The sequence below is a fragment of the Streptomyces sp. NPDC079020 genome, from assembly GCF_044542225.1.
In the GTDB taxonomy this organism is placed as follows: Bacteria; Actinomycetota; Actinomycetes; order Streptomycetales; family Streptomycetaceae; genus Streptomyces.
The window spans coordinates 219,703-239,542 of record NZ_JBITUB010000011.1; the positions used below are offsets into that span (position 1 = coordinate 219,703).

Annotated in this window: 18 protein-coding genes and 1 pseudogene; 10 read left to right on the top strand and 9 right to left on the bottom strand. The window is 72.3% G+C overall.

Going from position 1 to position 19,840, the window contains the following annotated elements; genetic code table 11:
* A partial coding sequence (locus ACIGJO_RS23905) for an acetyl-CoA C-acetyltransferase (RefSeq protein ID WP_399961146.1) occupies nt 1-1,207 on the bottom strand: 1,207 nt, incomplete at its 3' end.
* Between the two features lie 182 nt (nt 1,208-1,389).
* Nucleotides 1,390-2,409 (bottom strand): SGNH/GDSL hydrolase family protein, encoded by a 1,020-nt coding sequence (locus tag ACIGJO_RS23910; RefSeq protein ID WP_399961273.1) that lies wholly within the window; start codon nt 2,407-2,409, stop codon nt 1,390-1,392.
* Between the two features lie 156 nt (nt 2,410-2,565).
* Between ACIGJO_RS23910 and ACIGJO_RS23915 the strand changes: the two genes are divergently transcribed.
* Nucleotides 2,566-3,969, top strand: a complete 1,404-nt coding sequence (locus ACIGJO_RS23915; RefSeq protein WP_399961148.1) for a cystathionine beta-synthase — start codon at nt 2,566-2,568, stop codon at nt 3,967-3,969.
* A 445-nt stretch (nt 3,970-4,414) separates the two neighbouring features.
* Here ACIGJO_RS23915 and ACIGJO_RS23920 read toward each other — a convergent pair whose 3' ends face one another.
* Nucleotides 4,415-4,837, bottom strand: a complete 423-nt coding sequence (locus ACIGJO_RS23920) for a hypothetical protein (RefSeq protein WP_399961150.1) — start codon at nt 4,835-4,837, stop codon at nt 4,415-4,417.
* A gap of 171 nt (nt 4,838-5,008) precedes the next feature.
* Between ACIGJO_RS23920 and ACIGJO_RS23925 the strand changes: the two genes are divergently transcribed.
* Nucleotides 5,009-5,827, top strand: a complete 819-nt coding sequence (locus ACIGJO_RS23925; RefSeq protein WP_399961275.1) for a MurR/RpiR family transcriptional regulator — start codon at nt 5,009-5,011, stop codon at nt 5,825-5,827.
* A 184-nt stretch (nt 5,828-6,011) separates the two neighbouring features.
* On the top strand, nt 6,012-6,548 hold the full coding sequence (locus ACIGJO_RS23930) for a hypothetical protein (RefSeq protein WP_399961277.1): 537 nt from the start codon (nt 6,012-6,014) through the stop codon (nt 6,546-6,548).
* A 35-nt stretch (nt 6,549-6,583) separates the two neighbouring features.
* On the opposite strand, the gene ACIGJO_RS23935 is transcribed toward ACIGJO_RS23930, so the two are convergent.
* The 5 genes and pseudogenes from ACIGJO_RS23935 to ACIGJO_RS23955 all read right to left on the bottom strand — a co-directional run bounded on the left by ACIGJO_RS23935 (nt 6,584) and on the right by ACIGJO_RS23955 (nt 10,407).
* Nucleotides 6,584-6,958, bottom strand: coding sequence for a hypothetical protein (locus ACIGJO_RS23935; RefSeq protein ID WP_399961152.1), 375 nt, complete (start codon nt 6,956-6,958; stop codon nt 6,584-6,586).
* A gap of 87 nt (nt 6,959-7,045) precedes the next feature.
* Nucleotides 7,046-7,531: a roadblock/LC7 domain-containing protein gene (locus ACIGJO_RS23940; protein ID WP_399961154.1), complete on the bottom strand. Its 486-nt coding sequence runs from the start codon at nt 7,529-7,531 to the stop codon at nt 7,046-7,048.
* 38 nt (nt 7,532-7,569) lie between these two features.
* Entirely contained in the window at nt 7,570-8,397 is an 828-nt protein-coding gene (locus ACIGJO_RS23945) for a transcriptional regulator (RefSeq protein ID WP_399961156.1), read from the bottom strand.
* On the bottom strand, nt 8,397-8,882 hold the full coding sequence (locus ACIGJO_RS23950) for a hypothetical protein (RefSeq protein ID WP_399961158.1): 486 nt from the start codon (nt 8,880-8,882) through the stop codon (nt 8,397-8,399). Before ACIGJO_RS23950 ends, ACIGJO_RS23945 begins: the two co-directional genes overlap by 1 nt.
* 126 nt (nt 8,883-9,008) lie before the next feature.
* Nucleotides 9,009-10,407, bottom strand: a pseudogene (locus ACIGJO_RS23955) (APC family permease).
* Between the two features lie 127 nt (nt 10,408-10,534).
* Here ACIGJO_RS23955 and hutU point away from each other — a divergent pair.
* The 4 genes from hutU (at nt 10,535) to hutI (ending at nt 16,195) form a co-directional block, all read left to right on the top strand.
* A complete protein-coding gene (hutU, locus tag ACIGJO_RS23960) occupies nt 10,535-12,196 on the top strand; it encodes a urocanate hydratase (protein ID WP_399961160.1) in 1,662 nt (553 codons plus the stop codon).
* A complete protein-coding gene (locus ACIGJO_RS23965) occupies nt 12,196-13,539 on the top strand; it encodes an allantoate amidohydrolase (protein ID WP_399961162.1) in 1,344 nt (447 codons plus the stop codon). Before hutU ends, ACIGJO_RS23965 begins: the two co-directional genes overlap by 1 nt.
* The gene (locus ACIGJO_RS23970; protein WP_399961164.1) at nt 13,530-14,897 is read left to right on the top strand and encodes a formimidoylglutamate deiminase; all 1,368 of its coding nucleotides are present in this window, start codon (nt 13,530-13,532) and stop codon (nt 14,895-14,897) included. The genes ACIGJO_RS23965 and ACIGJO_RS23970 overlap by 10 nt, the downstream gene beginning before the upstream one ends.
* Before the next feature lie 125 nt (nt 14,898-15,022).
* The gene (gene hutI / locus ACIGJO_RS23975; RefSeq protein WP_399961166.1) at nt 15,023-16,195 is read left to right on the top strand and encodes an imidazolonepropionase; all 1,173 of its coding nucleotides are present in this window, start codon (nt 15,023-15,025) and stop codon (nt 16,193-16,195) included.
* A 158-nt stretch (nt 16,196-16,353) separates the two neighbouring features.
* Here hutI and ACIGJO_RS23980 read toward each other — a convergent pair whose 3' ends face one another.
* Entirely contained in the window at nt 16,354-17,340 is a 987-nt protein-coding gene (locus tag ACIGJO_RS23980) for an RNA polymerase sigma factor SigF (protein ID WP_399961168.1), read from the bottom strand.
* 285 nt (nt 17,341-17,625) lie between these two features.
* Here ACIGJO_RS23980 and ACIGJO_RS23985 point away from each other — a divergent pair, with 285 nt between their 5' ends.
* The 3 genes from ACIGJO_RS23985 (at nt 17,626) to ACIGJO_RS23995 (ending at nt 19,670) form a co-directional block, all read left to right on the top strand.
* Nucleotides 17,626-17,994, top strand: a complete 369-nt coding sequence (locus tag ACIGJO_RS23985) for an STAS domain-containing protein (RefSeq protein ID WP_266931650.1) — start codon at nt 17,626-17,628, stop codon at nt 17,992-17,994.
* A 200-nt stretch (nt 17,995-18,194) separates the two neighbouring features.
* The gene (locus ACIGJO_RS23990; protein ID WP_399961171.1) at nt 18,195-18,686 is read left to right on the top strand and encodes an ATP-binding protein; all 492 of its coding nucleotides are present in this window, start codon (nt 18,195-18,197) and stop codon (nt 18,684-18,686) included.
* Nucleotides 18,687-18,962: 276 nt separating this feature from the next.
* On the top strand, nt 18,963-19,670 hold the full coding sequence (locus ACIGJO_RS23995; protein ID WP_399961173.1) for a peptidase: 708 nt from the start codon (nt 18,963-18,965) through the stop codon (nt 19,668-19,670).
* Nucleotides 19,671-19,840 lie beyond the last annotated feature (170 nt).

The following is a 19,840-nucleotide window of genomic DNA, read 5'->3' on the forward strand; positions in this document are numbered from 1 at the left end:
CGATCACCATCGCCATGCCCTGGCCGCCGCCCACGCACATCGTCTCCAGGCCGAACTGCTTGTCGTGGAACTGGAGGCTGTTGATGAGCGTGCCGGTGATCCGGGCGCCGGTCATGCCGAAGGGGTGGCCGACGGCGATGGCGCCGCCGTTGACGTTGACCTTGTCCAGCGGCAGGCCGAGGTCGCGGTAGGACGGGATGACCTGGGCGGCGAAGGCCTCGTTGATCTCCGCCAGGTCGATGTCGTCGATGGTCAGCCCGGCCCGCTTCAGCGCCTGCTTGCTGGCCTCGACCGGGCCGTATCCCATGATCTCGGGGGAGAGGGCGGAGACGCCGGTCGACACGATCCGGGCCAGCGGGGTCAGGCCCAGCTCGCGCGCCTTGGTGTCGGACATGATCACGAGGGCGGCGGCGCCGTCGTTCAGCGGGCAGCAGTTGGCCGCGGTGACCAGGCCGTCGGGGCGGAAGACCGGCTTGAGGCCCTGTACGCCCTCCATCGTGACGCCCGCGCGCGGGCCGTCGTCCTTGGCGACGACGGTGCCGTCGGGGGTGGTCACCGGGGTGATCTCCCGCTCCCAGAAGCCGTTCTTCAGCGCTTCCTCGGCGAGGTTCTGCGACCGTACGCCGAACTCGTCCATGTCCTGGCGCGTGATGCCCTTGAGCCGGGCCAGGTTCTCCGCGGTCTGCCCCATCGCGATGTACGCGTCCGGGACCAGGCCCTCCTCGCGCGGGTCCTGCCAGGTCGCGCCGGACTCCTCGGCGCGGGCCGCCGTGCGGGCCTCGGCCTCGGCGAAGACCGGGTTGTGCGTGTCCGGCAGGCTGTCGGAGTTGCCCTTCACGAAGCGGGACACCATCTCGACGCCCGCCGAGATGAAGACGTCGCCCTCGCCCGCCTTGATGGCGTGCAGCGCCATCCGGCTGGTCTGGAGCGAGGACGAGCAGTAGCGGGTGACCGTACAGCCGGGAAGGTGGTCCATCCCCATCTGGACGGCGATGATCCGGCCGAGGTTGTTGCCCTGCTCCCCGCCGGGCAGGCCGCAGCCCAGCATCAGGTCGTCGATGTCCTTCGGGTCCAGCTCGGGCACCTTGGCCAGCGCGGTCTGGATGATCGTGGCGGTCAGGTCGTCCGCGCGCAGGTCCTTCAGGGACCCCTTGAAGGCCCGGCCGATCGGCGAACGGGCAGCAGAGACGATCACGGCTTCGGGCATCACGCGGCTCCATGAGGGCTGGAAGGCTGGCTGGACTGGCAGAACTGTCTTGGAAGTTACCCGGACGTATCGCCGGGGTCACCCGGCAGGCCATGTGATGCGGGACTCTTTTCTAAGCGCCCGCTCAGGCCGGTCGGGCCCGGCGCGCACCGGGTCCGGCCGGCCGGATGCTCCGCCGCCGGTCAGGCGCGCCGGTGCGCGGCGTCCGGGTGCGGGTGCGGGGGATGCGGAGGGTGCGGGGCCGGTTCCGTGGCCGCGGGCAGACGCCGCCGCCTGCGGTGCTTGAGGAGCGCCCAGGGGGCGCGGGCACCCGTGACCTCCGTACCGGCCTCCCGGGCCGCCTGGGAGGCCGCCTTGGCCACCGGAAGCATGTCCTCGCGCCGCGACCCGTCGAGGTGATCGGTCTCCGGCCACAGTCCCAGCACCGCGCACAGGGTGGGGAGGACCGCCATCGCCGCCGTCGCGTACCCCTCCGCCGAGGGGTGGTAGTTGTCCGGGCCGAACAGCTCCCGCGGGTTCGCCTCGAACTCCGGGCCCAGCAGGTCCCCCAGGGACACCGTGCGCCCGCCCTGCTCCACCGAGCCGATGGTCTGCGCGGCGGCCAGCTGTCTGCTCACCCGCCGGGCCAGCCAGCGCAGCGGCTGGTAGACCGGTTCGATCGTGCCCAGGTCCGGGCAGGTCCCGACCACCACCTCCGCACCCGCCGTGCGCAGCCTGCGCACGGCGGTGGTCAGACAGCGCACCGACCGGGTGGCCGGCATCCGGTGGGTGACGTCGTTCGCCCCGATCATGATCACGCAGACGTCCGGTGTCCGGGCCTGGTCGGCCAGCAGCAGAGAGACCTGCCGCTCCAGATCGTCGGACCTGGCCCCCGGCAGTGCCACGTTCCGCAGATCCACCGGCCGCTCGGCCACCGCCGCGAGCCCCGAGGCGAGCAGCGCCCCCGGGGTCTGCCCGGCCCGGCGCACCCCCTGCCCGGCCGCTGTCGAATCCCCGAGCAGCGCGAGCAGCAACGGGTCCGCGGGTCCGGCGAAGGCCACCCCGTACCGCCCGTCCGCGCTCGGTGGGACCGGTGCCGTACCGCCGCCGACCTGGCGCTTGGCAAGCTGCACCTCGGCCAGCACCACGCCCACGGTCGCCGCTCCGATCAGCCCGATGCTGCCGCCGCCGTAGGCCGCGCCCGCCGCGATCCGCCGTGCCACCCTCGCTCTTGACACAGTCCGGTCCACCTCCTCCTCGCAGTCACGCCGTACACGTACCTACCTGCCCCGTGGAGGGTGGCCTCCAATCGCTTCGCCCAATCCCGCCCCCGTACGCATACCCTGGGCCGGACCATCTCGGAGACCCCGGAGTACACGGTGCAATTCCACGATTCGATGATCAGCCTTGTCGGCAACACCCCGCTGGTGAGGCTGCGCAATGTCACGACGGACATCCAGGCGACGGTCCTGGCGAAGGTCGAGTACTTCAACCCCGGCGGATCGGTGAAGGACCGCATCGCGCTGCGCATGATCGAGGCGGCCGAGGAGAGCGGGCAGCTGCTGCCCGGCGGCACGATCGTCGAGCCGACCAGCGGCAACACGGGCGTCGGCCTCGCCATCGTCGCCCAGCAGAAGGGGTACAAGTGCATCTTCGTCTGCCCGGACAAGGTGTCCACGGACAAGATCAATGTGCTGCGCGCGTACGGGGCGGAGGTCGTCGTCTGCCCCACGGCCGTTGACCCCGATCACCCGGACTCGTACTACAACGTCTCCGACCGCCTGGTCCGCGAGACGCCGGGGGCCTGGAAGCCCGACCAGTACTCCAACCCCAACAACCCGCGCTCGCACTACGAGACCACCGGTCCGGAGCTGTGGGAGCAGACGGAGGGGAGGATCACCCACTTCGTCGCGGGCGTCGGCACGGGCGGCACGATCAGCGGCACCGGGCGCTACCTCAAGGAGATCAGCGACGGCGCGGTCACGGTCGTCGGCGCGGACCCGGAGGGCTCGGTCTACTCCGGCGGCTCGGGACGCCCGTATCTGGTCGAGGGCGTCGGCGAGGACTTCTGGCCGACGGCGTACGACCGCACCGTCACCGACGAGATCGTCGCGGTGTCCGACAAGGACTCCTTCCAGATGACCCGCCGCCTCGCCAAGGAGGAAGGCCTGCTGGTCGGCGGCTCCTGCGGGATGGCGGTCGTGGCGGCGCTGGAGGTCGCACGGCGGCTGGGCCCGGACGACGTCGTGGTGGTGCTGCTGCCCGACAGCGGCCGCGGCTACCTGAGCAAGATCTTCAACGACGAGTGGATGGCCGACTACGGCTTCCTGGACGACACGGGCACCTCCGCCCGCGTCAGCGAGGTCCTGGACCACAAGGACGGCCCGCTGCCCACCCTCGTCCACATGCACCCGGAGGAGACGGTCGGTGAGGCGATCGAGGTGCTGCGCGAGTACGGCGTCTCCCAGATGCCGATCGTGAAGCCGGGCGCCGGTCACCCGGACGTGATGGCCGCCGAGGTCATCGGCTCCGTCGTGGAACGGCAGCTGCTGGACGCCCTGTTCACCCAGCGCGCCGCGCTCACCGACCCGCTGGAGAAGCACATGTCGGCCCCGCTCCCGCAGGTCGGCTCGGGTGAGCCGGTCGAGGACCTGATGGCCGCGCTCAGCGGTGCGGACGGCGCCGACGCGGCGATCGTGCTGGTCGAGGGGAAGCCGACGGGCGTCGTGAGCCGGCAGGACCTGCTGGCGTTCCTGGCGAAGGACGCGGTCACGAAGCCGTAGGGAAGGCGCGCGGCCGCCGAGCCGTAGGGAGGGCCGCGGTCGAGCCGTAGGGAAGGCGCGCGGTCGAACGGCCGCGGGCGGTGCGCGGTCGCCGAGCCGCGGGCAGGCCGTGGGCGCCGGCACGGAGGAGGCGTCACACGGTGGGCCGGGGGCTTCGCGCAAACGGTACGAGCGTGTCACGTGCGCGCAGCACCCGCTTAACACGGCTCCGGCACATTGGTGGGTGTCGGCGGGGAAACCCGCCGGCCCCACCTGCGGCGACCTGGACTACGGAGCGGCTCCCGGACCTCCACCGTCGCCAGGACGCGGGAACCCGGCCCTGACCCGGACCGCGTCCCTCGCGGGGACCGCCGTCGTCCCGCCCCCCGGGCAACCGGGGGTGCGGCGGTCCCCGCGCCATGCCCCGCCCGGTGCCCGCCCGGGTGCCCGTCCGGCCCGCGTCGGCTCAGTCCTCCCAGCAGTCGTCGGACCCGGAGCGGTTGCGCCGGCCGAACAGCCATCCGCCCCGTGCCGCCTGCAGAGCGTTCACGCCGACGATCCCGAGCCAGGCCACGACGAGTCCCTTGGCGCCCGCGTTGGCGGCGCCGATCGCGGAGAGCGGGACGGCCAGGATCAGCGAGACCACCCCGAAGCCGAAGCGCTCCCCGAAGCTCCCCAGGGGCTGGGGCGTACGCGAGTCCCGGGCGACGGTCATCCGCTGTTCGGCGAGGTGGCGCCGGACGCGACGGTCGAGTGTGGTGTCGAGGCGCTGCTCGACCTTCTCCAGGAACGAGTCGATGAGCGCGGACTCGTACTCCGCCCCCAGCTCACCGCGGGCCTGGAGGGTGGCGTCGAGCTCCTTCTTGAGCTCATGGTCACGGGCTTCCATGGTGTTCACCGTATGAAGCCGGAGGGGCCCGCGCAGTGGGGCTAACCCCCCTGTTGGGCGTTCCGCCCGGCGGACTGTATATGGACATGCAGGCCGTCGGCTGGCTGAATGGACGCGTCGGTGACGGATTCCGGAGGGGACACCATGAGCGGGAGCAGCCCCGCCGCGCGGTTGCAGCGGCTCTTCGAGGGGCGCCGGCTCACGCCCACCCAGCGGCGCATCGCGCACTGCATGGTGCGCCGGGCCGCCGACGCCCCCTTCCTCTCCAGCGTCGAGCTGGCCGAGCTGGCCGGGGTCAGCCAGCCCTCCGTCACCCGGTTCGCGGTCGCGCTCGGGTTCGACGGCTATCCGGCACTGCGCCGGCACCTTCGTGAGGTCGCGCCCGCCGATACGGGCGGGCCCGCCGCCGAGGACACGTACAACGAGTACCAGCAGGCAGTCCGGGCCGAGATCGAGAACCTGCGGCAGCTGTCCGAACTGCTCGCCGACCCCGGGCCGGTGGAGCGGGCGGGCCAACTGCTGGCCGGGTCCTGCCCGTTGCCGGTGCTCGGGCTGCGGGCCGCGTCCTCGCAGGCCCGGGGCTTCGGGTACTTCGCCGCCAAGGTGCACCCCGACGTCCGGGTGCTCGACGAGGGCGGCAGCATGCTGCACGACCGGATCGACGCCGCCCGCCGGGCGGGGGCCTCCGCGCTGATGTGCTTCGCGCTGCCGCGCCATCCGAAGGAGGTCGTGGACGCGCTCGCGTACGCCCAGGGCGTGGGGCTGACCGTGGTGACCGTCGCGGACTCGGCGTTCGCCCCGGTGGCCGGACACAGCGATCTGCTGATCCCGGCGGCGGTCGGTTCCGGGCTCGCCTTCGACACCGTGTGCGCGCCGATGCTGCTGGGGCGGGTGCTGCTGGAGGCGATGTGCGACGGGCTGCCGGAGGCGCAGGCGCGGCTGGAGGAGTTCGACGCGCGTGCGGCGGCGCGCGGGCTGTTCGTGGAATAGCGGGCGGGGAGCGGCGGGCGGTGGGGGACGGGTGGTGCGGGACGGGTGGTGCGGGACGGGCCGCTCGGGTTCCTCCCGATTTCTCAGACGCCGCTCATCTGCGCCGATTAATCTCCGCGCCGAGAAGCACACAGTCGCGGAGAGGGGTACGGACGTGGGGCGCGGAGCGCAGTCATTGGCACGGGTGGCCGTGATCGTACGGGCCGGGGCCGCACCGCTGTGGTGGCCCGGTCTGCTGGCCGCCGCGGTGGGCGCGCTGCTGCCGGGGCTCACCGGGCGGCGCATCGGTCTGCTGGCCGGGGCCGCGCTGTTCCTCGTCACCCTGGCCGTGGTCGCCCTGGCGCGCGGCGGCCGGTACGCGGAACTGGCGCGGGGGGCCACCCGGGCGGGGCGCACCGACTTCCTCCAGGACCGCGCCGTGACCGTACGCAACTGGCGTCGGGCGCACCGGTGGTGGCTGATCGGCGCGTTCGTGGCGGCGCTCGCGGCGGGGCTCGTACTGCCCGGGGCGGGTGGGCTGCTGCTCGCCGGTGCGGGCGCGGGGCTCTGGCTCAAGGCCGTACGGATCGGGCAGCGCGAGCGCCGGGACGACGTCCTGTACTGGGTGCGCACCGACTGGGTGGAGCGCGGGCGGCCCACGGGCAAGCGGGTGAAGGCGTACCGGACGACGGGGCCGGTGGCGGGGGACGCCGCGCCGGGCGGGGCGCGGCGTCGCCGCTGAGGCCGGGCGCGGCGGTGCCGGGACGGGCGCCGGGCTCAGACCTCCAGGTCCGCCTCGATCCGCTTCAGCTGGTGGCGGGCCATCGCCAGATTGGCACGGCCGGAGTCCAGCACCAGATAGAGGAAGAGGCCGTTGCCGCCGCGGGCCCCGAGCAGCCGGATCAGGTGGTACTGCGTGCCCAGGGTGATCAGGATGTCCTCGATCTCGTCCTTGATGCCCAGGTGATCCATGGTGCGGAGCTTGGAGCGGACGACATCGGTGTTGCCCGCCGCCGCGACCTCCAGGTTGAAGTCCTTGCTGCCGCCGAGGGTGCCCAGAGCCATGCCGCTGGTGTAGTCGACGAGGGCGACGCCGAGGGCTCCCTCGATGGACGTCATCGCTTCCTTGAGTGCCGCTTCGGTGTTGGCCATGAGTACTGTTCCCTTTCCCTGGCCGGTCGGGATGACCGGTGCCTTTGTGTGTGGTGGGTCCGTGTCCCGGTGGCTGCGGCGGGGCCGCTACGTGGGGCGCTGCGGCAGCCCGCGGGGGCGGTCGGCGGGTGGTTGCGGGGTGCGCGCCCTCGGGGGCGCGGTGCGGGCGGCGCGGTCGGGGCGCTCCCGGGACAGGGCGGCTTCGACGAGTTCGCCGATGCGGGCGCCCGCCCGGCGGCCCTCCAGATGGAGCCGTCCGACGTTGACGCGGTCCGCGGCCAGCAGGGTGAGTACGGCGGAGGGGCCCGCCGCGTAGGTGGCGACGTACCCGTTCTCGCCGCGCACCAGGAGTTCGCGGAAGCCGCCCCGGGAGGTCGCGTCGGTCATCCGGATCGCGACGCCGAGCGCGGCGGCGGTCAGTGCGGCGACACCTTCGGCCTCGACGCCGGGGGTGTCATGGGCCAGGACCAGGCCGTCGGTGCTGGCCGCCAGGGCACCGGTCAGGAGCGGCACCCGGGCCCGTAACCGCTGGAGTTCGTCGAGGACATCCCGCGCTTCGGCCTCGGGCACCATCAGCTGTCTCCTCCCGGCACGCTGTCTGAGCGCGCGTATCACAGGGCCTCCAGTGCGTCTCTGAGCCGGCGCAGCAGGGCGACATCGGGATCGGCCGTGACCTCGGGCAGCGCGAACCGGTCCGCGGCCGCCCCGGCCCCGCTCGCGGCCGGCCGGGCCGCCTCGACCAGTCCGGCAGCCGCGAGCCGCCGCAGGTCGACCAGGAGGTGGAACGCCGAACGGCCCAGCTCCCGTGCGATGTCCGAGGCCGTACGTACGCCGTCGACCAGGCCCAGGGCCCGGCGCCGGCGGTCCGGCAGCGGGGTGTCGACGGGGTGCGCCGTCCTGGCGAGCGGGGCGCTGTCGGTCACCGCGTCGGGCCAGATCCGGTCCAGCAGCTCCCGGCGCCGGAGCGTCTCGCGCTGTACGGCCGCCACCGCCACGGGGCGTACGGGGCCGATCCAGTGCGACACCCCGTAACGGAATCTGGCCGGGGTGCCGGTCGGGCCGAGGACGAAGAACGCCGCGTCGTACAGCGCGCCCAGATGGCACAACTCCAGTGCGCCGCCGGGCACATGACCGCTCTCCACCAGGTAGCGCCCGACCCGCTGTCCGGCCCCCGCCTGCGCGACCGCGTCCCACCAGCCCTCGTGCCGCAGCGCGCCGCCCGTCGTGAGCAGGACGTCGATGCCGGGGGTGGCGGGGCTCTCGGCGTGCACCACCCGGCCGTCGGCGAGGTAGAGCGTGCCCCGGTCCCGCATCAGGGCGCCGGTGGCACGTTCGGCGGCGAGGCGCTGGAGCATCGGGGAGAGCACGGGGTGCCCGGGGGATTCCCCGCCGGGGCCGGGTAAGGCCGTGATGCCGGGGTCGGGTGTTCGGGCGCTCATCACAGGACCAGCCGCTCGGCCGTCTCACCGAGCCGGATCCGGGCGAGAGCGAGGTTGCCCTGGGTGCGGTCCAGCCAGAGGTGCAGGAAGACGCTGCTGTCGAAGGCCGTCTCGACGAACCGGAGGATGTGGTAGCCGGTGCGGGTGGTGACGATGACGTCCTCGACCGGCGTGCTCAGCGTGCTCGGCGGGTGCGCCGGGGGCGGTGAGCACGGCCGGTCCGGTGCGTTCGGCCGGTCCGCGGGCCGCTCGTGGCCGTCCGCGGGCAGCTTGTGGCCGTCCGGCGGCGGGGGGAGGGCGAAGGCCGGCTGCTCGGCCGCCATCCTCGCCACCTCGGCGGTCTCGGCCGCGGTGGCCTCATGGTCGCCGTTGGGCGAGTCCCCGATGGTGCCTAGAGCGAGACCGCTCGTCCAGTCGACCACCGAGGCGCCGCGGGCGCCGGGCAGCCTCATGACTTCGAGCAGGCACTCGTCGATTCCGGGCACGCGCGCTCCCCTCCCGACATGGCGTTCGGCTGTGACCCCGAGGCTACGCAACGTGCTCGCGGCAGGTGGAGGTTTGGCATTTCCCGGTGGTACATGCGCCGCAGCGTGTATGGGCCCGGGGCACGGCTACGCGTGGCGGTCGTCCGGAAGGTCCTGGGCGCTCCCCCCGCGGGTGGTCATCACCGCCTTGTTGACCACCCACAGGCCGATGCCGATCAGCAGCAGCACCCCGGCCCGGACGTAGACCTCCGCGTCCCGGTCGGCGAGCGGGCTCGCCAGGAGCAGGGCCGTGACCGCGCCGAGCACGGGCAGCGCCGTCGGCGTTCGGAAGTGCCGGTGCTCCACAGGGTCCTTGCGCAGCACGAGTACGGCGATGTTGACGACCGCGAAGACACAGAGCAGCAGGAGCGAGGTCGTGTCGCCGAGCCCCTCGATCTCACCGGTGGAGACCAGTCCGACGGCGAGCAGCGAGACGAGGACGATGCCCACCCAGGGGGTGCGCCGGCCGGGCAGGACACGGCCCAGGGCGCGCGGCAGGACGCGTTCGTTCGCCATGCCGTAACAGAGCCGTGAGGCCATCATGATGTTGATCAGCGCGGAGTTGGTCACGGCGAACAGGGCGATCAGCGCGAACAGTCCGGGCGGGAAGCCGACGCCGCCCGCCTTCACCACTTCGAGCAGCGGTCCGCTCGACCTCTCCAGGGTCCGGTGGTCGACCAGCAGCGAGGAGACCAGGGCGACCAGGACGTAGATGGTGCCCGTCACGGCCACACCGGTGAACAGGGCACGCGGGAAGGTGCGGACCGGGTCCTGGGTCTCCTCGGCCATGTTCACCGAGTCCTCGAAGCCGACGAAGGCGAAGAAGCCGAGAGCGGTGGCGCCGAGCACCCCGGTGATCAGGGCGTATCCCGTACCGCTCGCCTCGAACCCGGTCAGCCGGGCGGGCTCGCCGTCGCCGTTCAGGACCGCGTACGCGCCGATCGAGAGGATCACGAGCAGGCCGGTCACCTCGACCACCGTCAGGACGACGTTCGCCTTCACGGACTCGGCCACGCCGCGCAGACTGAGCGCGGCCAGGATCAGGATGAACAGGATCGCGACCAGGGGTGGGCGGCACGGCGGAGGTGAACTCGGCGAGGTAGTCACCGCTGAAGGCGCGGGCCGCCGCGCGCGCGGACGACAGGCCCGAGCACATCACCATGAAGGCCACGACGAAGGTCAGGAACGGAACCCTGAACGCCTTCTGCGTGTACAGCGCGGCTCCGGCCGCCTTCGGATACTTGCCCACGAGCTCGACGTACGAGGCGGCCGTCAGGATCGCGACGACGAAGCCGATCAGGAACGGCAGCCAGAGCGCGCCCCCGACCTTGCCGGCCACCTTGCCGGTGGTGGCGTAGATACCGGTGCCCAGGATGTCGCCGATCACGAAGAGGATCAGCAGCCTGGGCCCGATGGCCCGCTTCAGGGCCGGGTTCTCCGGCGGGCCGGGTGCGGCCGGTGCCGCGGGTGCGCCTGGAGCGGTCACGGGAGCCTCCCCGGGGGTGTGATGGGAGAGGTCTGCCCGGTCCCGGAGCGGCACGCACCTGTTGACTACAAGTATTCAGGCCTCCAGGATATGAATAGAGGATTCACAGTCGCGAGGAGGCATTGCCATGTCAGGACCCCGCCCCGTACGGGCGCCGCGCGGTACCGCACTGACCGCCCTGGGATGGCAGCAGGAAGCCGCCCTGCGCATGCTGCAGAACAACCTCGACCCCGAGGTCGCCGAGCACCCCGACAAGCTCGTCGTCTACGGCGGTACGGGGAAGGCGGCCCGCGACTGGCGCTCGTTCGACGCCATGGTCCGTACGCTGCGGACGCTCAAGCAGGACGAGACGATGCTCGTCCAGTCCGGGCGGCCGGTCGGCGTCATGCAGACCCATGAGTGGGCCCCGCGCGTCCTGATCGCCAACTCCAACCTGGTGGGGGACTGGGCGAACTGGGAGGAGTTCCGCCGCCTGGAGGCGCTCGGACTCACCATGTACGGCCAGATGACCGCCGGGTCCTGGATCTACATCGGCACCCAGGGCATCCTCCAGGGCACGTACGAGACGTTCGCCGCCGTGGCCGCGAAGAAGTTCGGCGGGACGCTCGCCGGGACGATCACGCTGACGGCCGGGCTCGGCGGCATGGGCGGCGCCCAGCCGCTCGCCGTCACGATGAACGACGGCGTCGCGATCTGCATCGACTGCGACCCCCGCGCCATCGAGCGCCGGATCGAGCACCGCTTCCTCGACGTGAGGGCCGACAGCCTGGAGCACGCCCTCCAGCTCGCCGTCGAGGCGCGCGACGCCCGGCGTCCGCTCTCCATCGGCCTGCTCGGCAACGCGGCGGAGCTGCTGCCCCGCATGCTCGCCGAGGGCGCCCCGGTCGACATCGTCACCGACCAGACCAGCGCGCACGACCCGCTGGCCTATCTGCCACTCGGCGTCGACTTCGACGACATGGCCTCGTACGCCGCCGAGAAGCCCGCCGACTTCACCGTACGGGCGCGGGAGTCGATGGCCGCGCACGTCGAGGCGATGGTCGGCTTCATGGACGCCGGGGCGGAGGTCTTCGACTACGGCAACTCCATCCGGGGCGAGGCCCAACTCGCCGGATACGCGCGGGCCTTCGACTTCCCGGGCTTCGTACCCGCGTATATCCGGCCGCTCTTCTGCGAGGGCAGGGGGCCGTTCCGCTGGGCGGCGCTGTCGGGCGAGGCGTCCGACATCCACAAGACGGACAAGGCGATCCTGGAGCTCTTCCCGGAGAACGAGTCCCTGCACCGCTGGATCAGGATGGCGGGCGAGCGGGTCCACTTCCAGGGGCTGCCCGCCCGGATCTGCTGGCTCGGCTACGGCGAGCGCGACAAGGCGGGGGAGCGCTTCAACGACATGGTGGCGAGCGGTGAACTCGCGGCCCCGCTGGCCATCGGCCGTGACCACCTCGACTGCGGCTCGGTCGCCTCGCCGTACCGCGAGACCGAGGCCATGCTCGACGGGTCCGACGCCATCGCCGACTGGCCGCTGCTGAACGCCATGGTCAACGTGGCCTCCGGAGCGTCCTGGGTCTCCCTCCACCACGGGGGCGGCGTGGGCATGGGGCGCTCCATCCACGCGGGACAGGTCACCGTCGCCGACGGGACGAAGCTGGCGGGCGAGAAGATCCGCCGGGTCCTGACGAACGACCCGGCCATGGGCGTCATCCGGCATGTCGACGCCGGATACGACATCGCGGAGTCCGTCGCCTCCGACAAGGGCGTACGCGTGCCGATGGCGGAGGGCGAGCAGTGATGTCGACGGACAGCGGCGGGCGGACGGCACCCACCCCCGGAGCACCCGAACCCATTCCCGGGGCGGCGCCGTCCGCCCCGGGCGCCCCGGGCACGGCATCGTCGTTCCTCTCCATGTGGCGCGACCTCGCGCCCGTCGGGCGGCATGCCGGCAGCGGTGGATACCGGCGGTACGCCTGGTCGGGGGCCGACGCCGACTGCCGGGCCTGGTTCCGGGAGCAGGCCGAGTCGCGCGGGCTCACCCATGAGGTCGACCGGAACGGCAACCAGTGGGCCTGGCTCGGCGACCCCCTGGCCGGCGACGCCGTGGTCACCGGATCGCACCTCGACTCCGTACCGGACGGCGGTGCCTTCGACGGCCCCCTCGGTGTGGTGTCCTCCTTCGCCGCGCTCGATGAACTCCGCCGCAGGGGAGTGGAGTTCACCCGGCCGCTGGCCATCACCAACTTCGGTGACGAGGAGGGTGCCCGCTTCGGTGTCGCCTGCGTCGGCTCCCGGCTCGCCTCCGGACAGCTGACCGCGGGGGACGCCCACCGACTGCGCGACGCCGACGGGATCAGCCTCCCCGCGGCCATGGAGGCCGCCGGATACGACCCCGACGCCATCGGCCCCGATCCGGAACGCCTCGCCGGGATCGGCGCGTTCGTCGAACTCCATGTGGAGCAGGGCCGCGCCCTCGACCTCAGCGGTGACCCGGTCGGGATCGCCTCCGCCATCTGGCCCCACGGCCGCTGGCGGTTCGACTTCCGGGGGGAGGCCAACCACGCGGGCACCACGCGCCTGGCCGACCGGCGCGACCCCATGCTCACGTACGCCGAAACGGTGCTCGCCGCCCGCCGCGAGGCCGAACTGACCGGCGCCCTCGCCACCTTCGGCAAGATCGCGGTCGAGCCGAACGGGGTCAACGCCATCCCCTCCCTCGTACGCGGCTGGCTCGACTCCCGCGCCGCCGACCAGGCCACACTCGACGCCGTCGTCACCGGGATCGAGCGCGCCGCCCGGGAGCACGCCGAACGGGCCGGGATCGATCTGGATGTCGTACGGGAGTCCTTCACCCCCGTGGTGGAGTTCGAGCACGCCCTGCGCGACGAGCTCGCCAAGATCCTCGAAGGCGGCCGGGGAGCGGGAGGCGGCACCGGCGACACGGGGCGCGCCGTGCCCGTCCTCGGCACCGGCGCGGGCCATGACGCGGGTATTTTGTCCGCTTCGGTGCCTACCGCCATGCTGTTCGTACGGAACCCCACCGGAATCTCGCACTCGCCGGCCGAGCACGCCGCCGAGGACGACTGTGTGACCGGGGTGATCGCACTCGCCGACGTACTGGAAGGACTCGCGTGCAGCTGACAACGGAGCCCACCGGCAGGCCCGTCACCGCCACGTACTGGATGTCCCACGCCTGGCTCGGCACCCATGTCGAGCCGGGCGTCACCCTGGACGTCGCCGGTGACCGCATCGCCGGGGTCCGCACCGGTGTCGGCACACCGCCGCCCGGCGCCACGGCCCTGCACGGCCTGACCCTCCCCGGGCTGGCCAACACCCACTCGCACGCCTTCCACCGGGCCCTGCGCTCCACCGTCCAGGTGGGCTCCGGCACCTTCTGGACCTGGCGCGAGCTGATGTACCAGGCGGCCTCCCGGCTCACCCCCGACACCTACTTCGACCTCGCCCGCGCCACGTACGCCGAAATGGCCCTGGCCGGCATCACCTCCGTCGGTGAATTCCACTATCTGCATCACGCGCCCGGCGGCACGCCCTACGACAACCCGAACGCGATGGGCGAGGCACTCATCGCCGCCGCCGCCGAAGCGGGTATCCGCATCACCCTGCTGGACACCGCCTATCTCGCCGCCGGATTCGGCGAGAAGCCCAACCGGCACCAGCTCCGCTTCTCCGACCGCACGGCCGACGCCTGGGCCGAGCGCGCCTCCCTCCTCAAGGGCGACGACCACACGCTGATCGGCGCCGCCATCCATTCCGTACGGGCCGTCCCGGCCGCGCAGCTGGCCACCGTCGCGCAATGGGCCGAGGAACGGCGGGCACCGCTCCATGTCCACCTCTCCGAGCAGACCGCGGAGAACGACGCCTGCCGCACCGCGCACGGCCGCACCCCCACCCGGCTCCTCGCCGACCACGGCGTCCTCGGCCCGCGCACCACCGGCATCCACAACACGCACCTCACCGCGGAGGACATCGAGCTGATCGGCTCCTCCGCCACCGGCACCTGTATGTGCCCCACCACCGAACGCGACCTCGCCGACGGCATCGGACCCGCCGCTGCCCTTCAGCGGGCGGGCTCGCCGCTCTCGCTCGGCAGCGACAGCCACGCCGTCATCGACCTCTTCGAAGAGGCCCGCGCGATGGAGCTCAACGAGCGCCTGCGCACCCATCGCCGCGGCCACTGGACGGCCGCCGCCCTGCTGCGCGCCGCCTCCGCGGACGGGCACGCCGCACTCGGCCGGCCCGACGCGGGCACCCTGGAACCCGGTGCGCCCGCCGACCTCACCACCGTGGCCCTGGACTCCGTCAGAACAGCCGGGCCGGTGCCCCGGCTGGGCGCCGAAGCGGCCGTATTCGCCGCCTCCGCGGCTGATGTGCGGCATACGGTCGTGGGCGGACGGCACATCGTCCGGGACGGCCTGCACGCACGGATCGAGGACGTCCCGGGAGCACTCGCCGCGGCCGTCGCCGCCCTGCACAGCTGACACCGCAGCGGTCCGGGCCGCCGGCAGAACGGTCCGGGCCGCCGGCCGGGGCGCTCCGGCCGTGCGACCTGTCCGACCTGCCCGATCCGCCCGACCTGTCCGAACCCGAGGAGAACAGTCTCCAGATGACGACGACCGCCATCACCAACATCGCCAGCCTGGTCACCAATGACCCCTCCCTCGGAAACGGGACCCCCCTGGGCCTGATCCAGGACGCGGCCGTCGTCATCGAGGGCGACCGCATCGTCTGGACCGGTGAATCAAGCAAAGCACCCGCCACTGACAACGCCGTCGACGCGGGCGGCCGGGCCGTGATCCCCGGCTTCGTCGACTCCCACTCCCACCTCCTCTTCGCGGGCGACCGCACCCAGGAGTTCAACGCCCGGATGTCCGGCCGCCCCTACTCCGCGGGCGGCATCCGGACCACGGTCGCCGCCACCCGGGCGGCCTCAGACGACGAGCTCTCCGCCAACGTCGCCCGCTACCTCGCCGAGGCCCTGCGCCAGGGCACCACCACGTTCGAGACCAAGTCCGGCTACGGCCTCACCGTCGAGGACGAGGCCCGTGCCCTGCGCATCGCCGCGCGCCACACCGACGAGGTGACCTATCTCGGCGCCCATGTCGTGCCCGCCGATCACGCCGACGACCCGGCCGGCTACGTCGACCTCGTCACCGGCCCGATGCTGAACGCCTGTGCCCCGCACGCCCGTTGGATCGACGTCTTCTGCGAGAAGGGTGCCTTCGACGGCGACCAGGCCCGCGCGATCCTCACGGCGGGCAGGGCCGCCGGCCTCCACCCCCGCATCCACGCCAATCAGCTGACGTACGGCCCCGGGGTCCAGCTCGCCGTCGAGCTCGACGCCGCCTCCGCCGACCACTGCACCCACCTCACCGACGCCGACGTCGACGCCCTCGGCCAGGGCAGCACGGTCGCCACGCTGCTCCCGGGCGCCGAGTTCTCCACCCGCGCGAACTGGCCCGACGCCCGCCGTATCCTCGACGCGGGCGCGACCGTCGCGCTCTCCACGGACTGCAACCCGGGGTCCTCGTTCACGTCCTCGATGCCGTTCTGTGTCGCGCTCGCCGTCCGGGACATGGGCATGACCCCCGACGAGGCGCTCTGGTCCGCCACCGCGGGCGGCGCCGCCGCGCTGCGCCGTACGGACATCGGCCGCATCGCGCCCGGCGCCCGCGCCGACCTCGTACTCCTCGACGCGCCCAGCCATGTCCACCTCGCCTACCGGCCGGGAGTCCCGCTGGTCAGCGCCGTATGGCAGCGCGGCGAGCGCGCCCTCTGACCGTCGTGCCGCGGGGCCGTACATGCGGAAGGACCCGCGCCCATCGCTGGGGCAGGTCCTTCCGCAAGTGATCCGGCGATCCACCGATCCGGTGATCCGGCGATCCGCAGATCCGGCGATCCGCAGATCCAGGGATCTCCGGTGCCGGGGCGGGCCGGTCATTCCTCCAGGGTCAGGCCCTTCCGGAGTCTGACCAGGGTCCGGGAGAGCAGCCTGGACACATGCATCTGTGAGATGCCCAGCTCTTCGCCGATCTCCGACTGGGTCAGATTGGAGACGAACCGGAGCGAGAGGATCATGCGGTCCCGTGAGGGCAGCGCGGCGATGAGCGGCTTCAGGGACTCGACGTACTCGATGCCTTCGAGCCCGTGGTCCTCGTAGCCGATGCGGTCCGCGAGGGCGCCCTCGTGCTCGTCCTCCTCGGGCTTGGCGTCCAGCGAACTCGCGGTGTACGCGTTGCTCGCGGCCATGCCCTCGACGACCTCGTCGGGGGTGATGCCGAGGCACTCGGCCAGCTCGGACACGGTGGGCGAGCGGTCCAGCCGCTGGGCCAGCTCGTCGCCCGCCTTGGCCAGGTCGAGCCGCAGCTCCTGGAGCCGTCGCGGTACGCGGACGGACCAGCTGGTATCCCGGAAGAAGCGCTTGATCTCACCGACGATGGTCGGCATCGCGAACGTCGGGAATTCGACGCCGCGGCTCAGCTCGAACCGGTCGATCGCCTTGATCAGGCCGATGGTGCCGACCTGGACGATGTCCTCCATCGGTTCGCTGCGGGAGCGGAACCGGGAGGCGGCGAACTTGACCAGGGCCAGGTTGAGTTCGACCAGGGTGTTACGGACGTAGGAGTACTCGTGGGTGCCCTCTTCGAGGGATTCGAGCCGTTCGAAGAGCGTCTTCGACAGGGCTCTGGCGTCCAGTGCCCCGACCTCCGCGTAGGGCGGGATCTCGGGAAGTCCTTCGAGTCCCTCGCCGCCGGTGTCCGCGGTGCGGTCCGTGGCGGTGTCCGCGGTGCGGGTGGTGCCTGGGGTGGTGCTGGTGCGCGGGCCGGGAATGGCGGCCGCGGCAGGGGAGTCGGAATCGGTCGGTCCCTGAGGACATGCCGACGGCGCGTTGTGGGTACGCGGATCGTCGAGCCGGGGTGACATGCTTCTCCTCCATCGTTCTCGGCATATGGCTGCCGATGCCCATACGTGTTCCTGCGGTGAAGCGGCGCCTCCAAAGCCGGCCGTGTTTCTGGTGTCCCTCTACCCTTACCCGGTTCGTACGGGCACTTACAAGCGCCAAATACTGCAATATGTCCGGTTTGTTGAGTTCTTCGACTACCGCGTGGCGTACGGAACGCGTACTGTTTTACGGACGTCGGCGGCAGCTACGCATACAGCCGCACAGGCAGTGACGCGCACAGTGACGAGCGGCGAAGAGGGACGGGCATGGACCGCGGGACGGTCGGCAGTGCGAACCGGGGGCGGCTTCAGGTCGAGGCCCGGACCGAGGGGCGCAGCGAGATTGTGACGCCGGTGGGCGAGCTCGATCACCACACCGCCGATCTGCTGCGCGAACCCTTGGAGAGCGCGGTCGAGCAAGGGCGTGCGCGCCTGGTGGTCGACTGCTCGCGCCTCGAATTCTGTGATTCCACCGGGCTCAATGTGCTGCTCGGTGCCCGCCTCAAGGCGGAGGCGGCCGGGGGAGGGGTCCATTTGGCAGGCATGCTGCCCGTCGTGGCGAGGGTCTTCGAGATCACCGGGGCCGAGGCGGTTTTCACCGTCCACGCCACTCTCGCGGAGGCCCTGGACACCTGACCCGCGCCCCGGTCCGCGGCCCCGGGAGCCACGAGTGTCACCCGTGTCACGCGATCGCGTGGATGAAGTGGGTGTTGTCACGATTCGGCCGGGCAGGAGACACCCCGGCGGCGTCCTCGGTGGCCCGCACACTCAGTATCTGATCAGTTTCTGTTCGATGGCGACATGGCGACATGGTGAATCGGTGAGGTGAAGCGCTGATGAGCACCACCCGGCAGCATCCGCCGGGCGACCTCGGCCGCGAGCCGGACGACGAGGGCGCTGCCTCGTCCGTCCCGGCGGAGCGGCAGTGGCGCACGCTCGCACTGGGGCAGGCCAGCGGCATCGTGCCGATGGCCCGCGACTTCGCCCGACAGGCGCTCCACGACTGGGGCTGGCTCCCGGCGGCCGGTGCCGACCGGCGTGCCGCCGCCGAGGATGTCCTGCTGGTCGTCTCCGAACTGGTCACCAACGCCTGCCTGCACGCGGAAGGCCCCGAGGAGCTCCGTATCGGCCGCACGGCCAAGGTGCTGCGGGTGGAGGTCGTCGACCGCGGAGCCGGTCAGCCCGCGCCGCGCACCCCGCACCGGGCGGGCCGGCCCGGCGGGCACGGCATGTTCATCGTGCAGCGGCTCTGCCTGGACTGGGGCGTGCAGCGTACGCCCGACGAGCCGGGCAAGATCGTCTGGGCGGAGCTGGCCGCCCCCGGGTAGCCGTACCGGGGCGGACGCGGCCGGCCGGCCGCCGAGGGCCGGACGCGCCGGGGTGAATGCCCGGCGCCGCCGCGCCCCCTCCCGCCCCGTACCCGTACACCCGTCCCACCCGTCCATATCCATGGGCACCCAGGAGCGCGCCGGATCGGCGCGCTCTTTGTCTTCCCTCCACAAGGCCCCGGGCGTACCTTGAGCGCCCAATCTGATGTGTCGTCAGTAACGTGCGCCGGTACGGACCGTGGCGCGTGGCGACGTCCGGCATGAGGGGAACACGAGGTGTCGAACCAGAAGCGGACAGCTCTCGCGCTGGCGTCTGCGCTGGCGGGCTCGGTGGTGCTGATGGCCGCCCCCGCCGCGCACGCCGAGGTCGTGGACGTCAACTACCAGTGCCAGACGCCCATCGGGCCCAAAGGGGCGGTGTCGCCCATCGACATCAAGGGCGTCAAGAGCGGCGACGGGTACCAGCTCACCATGTCCTTCCAGAAGGGGGTCTCCTCCAGCCCGCTCGAACTCGGCAAGGGCGCCATGAAGCCGAGCGCGGTCATCGGGCTCGGTGGCGCGGAGAAGGGGCAGGTCCAGGTCACGGGGCCGGCGAACGCGGAGGCGATCCCGGCCAACACTCCCATCAGGATCAGTGACTTGTCGGGTACGTACACACCGAAGAAGAGCGGCAAGGTCACCTTCACCGCCGGGGTGCTCACCATCAAGGCACTCGGTACGACCACCACCTGCACGCCCAAGAACAGTCCCGGCCCGTCGCTGGAACTCGATGTCCAGGGCTCGGGCGGGTCGGGCGGTTCAGGGGATTCGGGCGGTTCGGGGGACTCGGGCGGGAACGCGTCCACGTCGGGCGGCGGTGAGCTGCCCAAGACCGGTCCGCTCGACTCGGCCGCCGCACTCGGCACTCTCGGCGGCACCGTGCTGCTGACCGGGGCGGCCGGGGTGCTGTGGCTGACCCGGAGGGGTCAGCGCGCCGCGGGCTGAGCCGAGCGGTACGGGCGGAAGCCCCGGTGAGCGGGCGGAGCCGGAGCGCACGCCCGACGCCGGAGCGCACGCGCGGAAGCCGGAGCGCACGCGCGGCCGGGGAGCGCGTACGGAGCCGGGAAGTACGCGCGCAGTCAGGGAGCACGCACGCAGCCGGGGAGCACCACAAG

Excerpts from the sequence above, each read along its gene's own strand:
- ACIGJO_RS23945 (WP_399961156.1), bottom strand. The coding sequence starts at position 8,397 with ATGAGCGCCCGAACACCCGACCCCGGCATCACGGCCTTACCCGGCCCC.
- ACIGJO_RS23940 (WP_399961154.1), bottom strand. The coding sequence starts at position 7,531 with ATGGTGCCCGAGGCCGAAGCGCGGGATGTCCTCGACGAACTCCAGCGG.
- hutU (WP_399961160.1), top strand. The coding sequence starts at position 10,535 with ATGTCAGGACCCCGCCCCGTACGGGCGCCGCGCGGTACCGCACTGACC.
- hutI (WP_399961166.1), top strand. The coding sequence starts at position 15,023 with ATGACGACGACCGCCATCACCAACATCGCCAGCCTGGTCACCAATGAC.
- ACIGJO_RS23965 (WP_399961162.1), top strand. The coding sequence starts at position 12,196 with ATGTCGACGGACAGCGGCGGGCGGACGGCACCCACCCCCGGAGCACCC.
- ACIGJO_RS23980 (WP_399961168.1), bottom strand. The coding sequence starts at position 17,340 with ATGTCACCCCGGCTCGACGATCCGCGTACCCACAACGCGCCGTCGGCA.
- ACIGJO_RS23990 (WP_399961171.1), top strand. The coding sequence starts at position 18,195 with ATGAGCACCACCCGGCAGCATCCGCCGGGCGACCTCGGCCGCGAGCCG.
- ACIGJO_RS23935 (WP_399961152.1), bottom strand. The coding sequence starts at position 6,958 with ATGGCCAACACCGAAGCGGCACTCAAGGAAGCGATGACGTCCATCGAG.
- ACIGJO_RS23920 (WP_399961150.1), bottom strand. The coding sequence starts at position 4,837 with ATGGAAGCCCGTGACCATGAGCTCAAGAAGGAGCTCGACGCCACCCTC.
- ACIGJO_RS23985 (WP_266931650.1), top strand. The coding sequence starts at position 17,626 with ATGGACCGCGGGACGGTCGGCAGTGCGAACCGGGGGCGGCTTCAGGTC.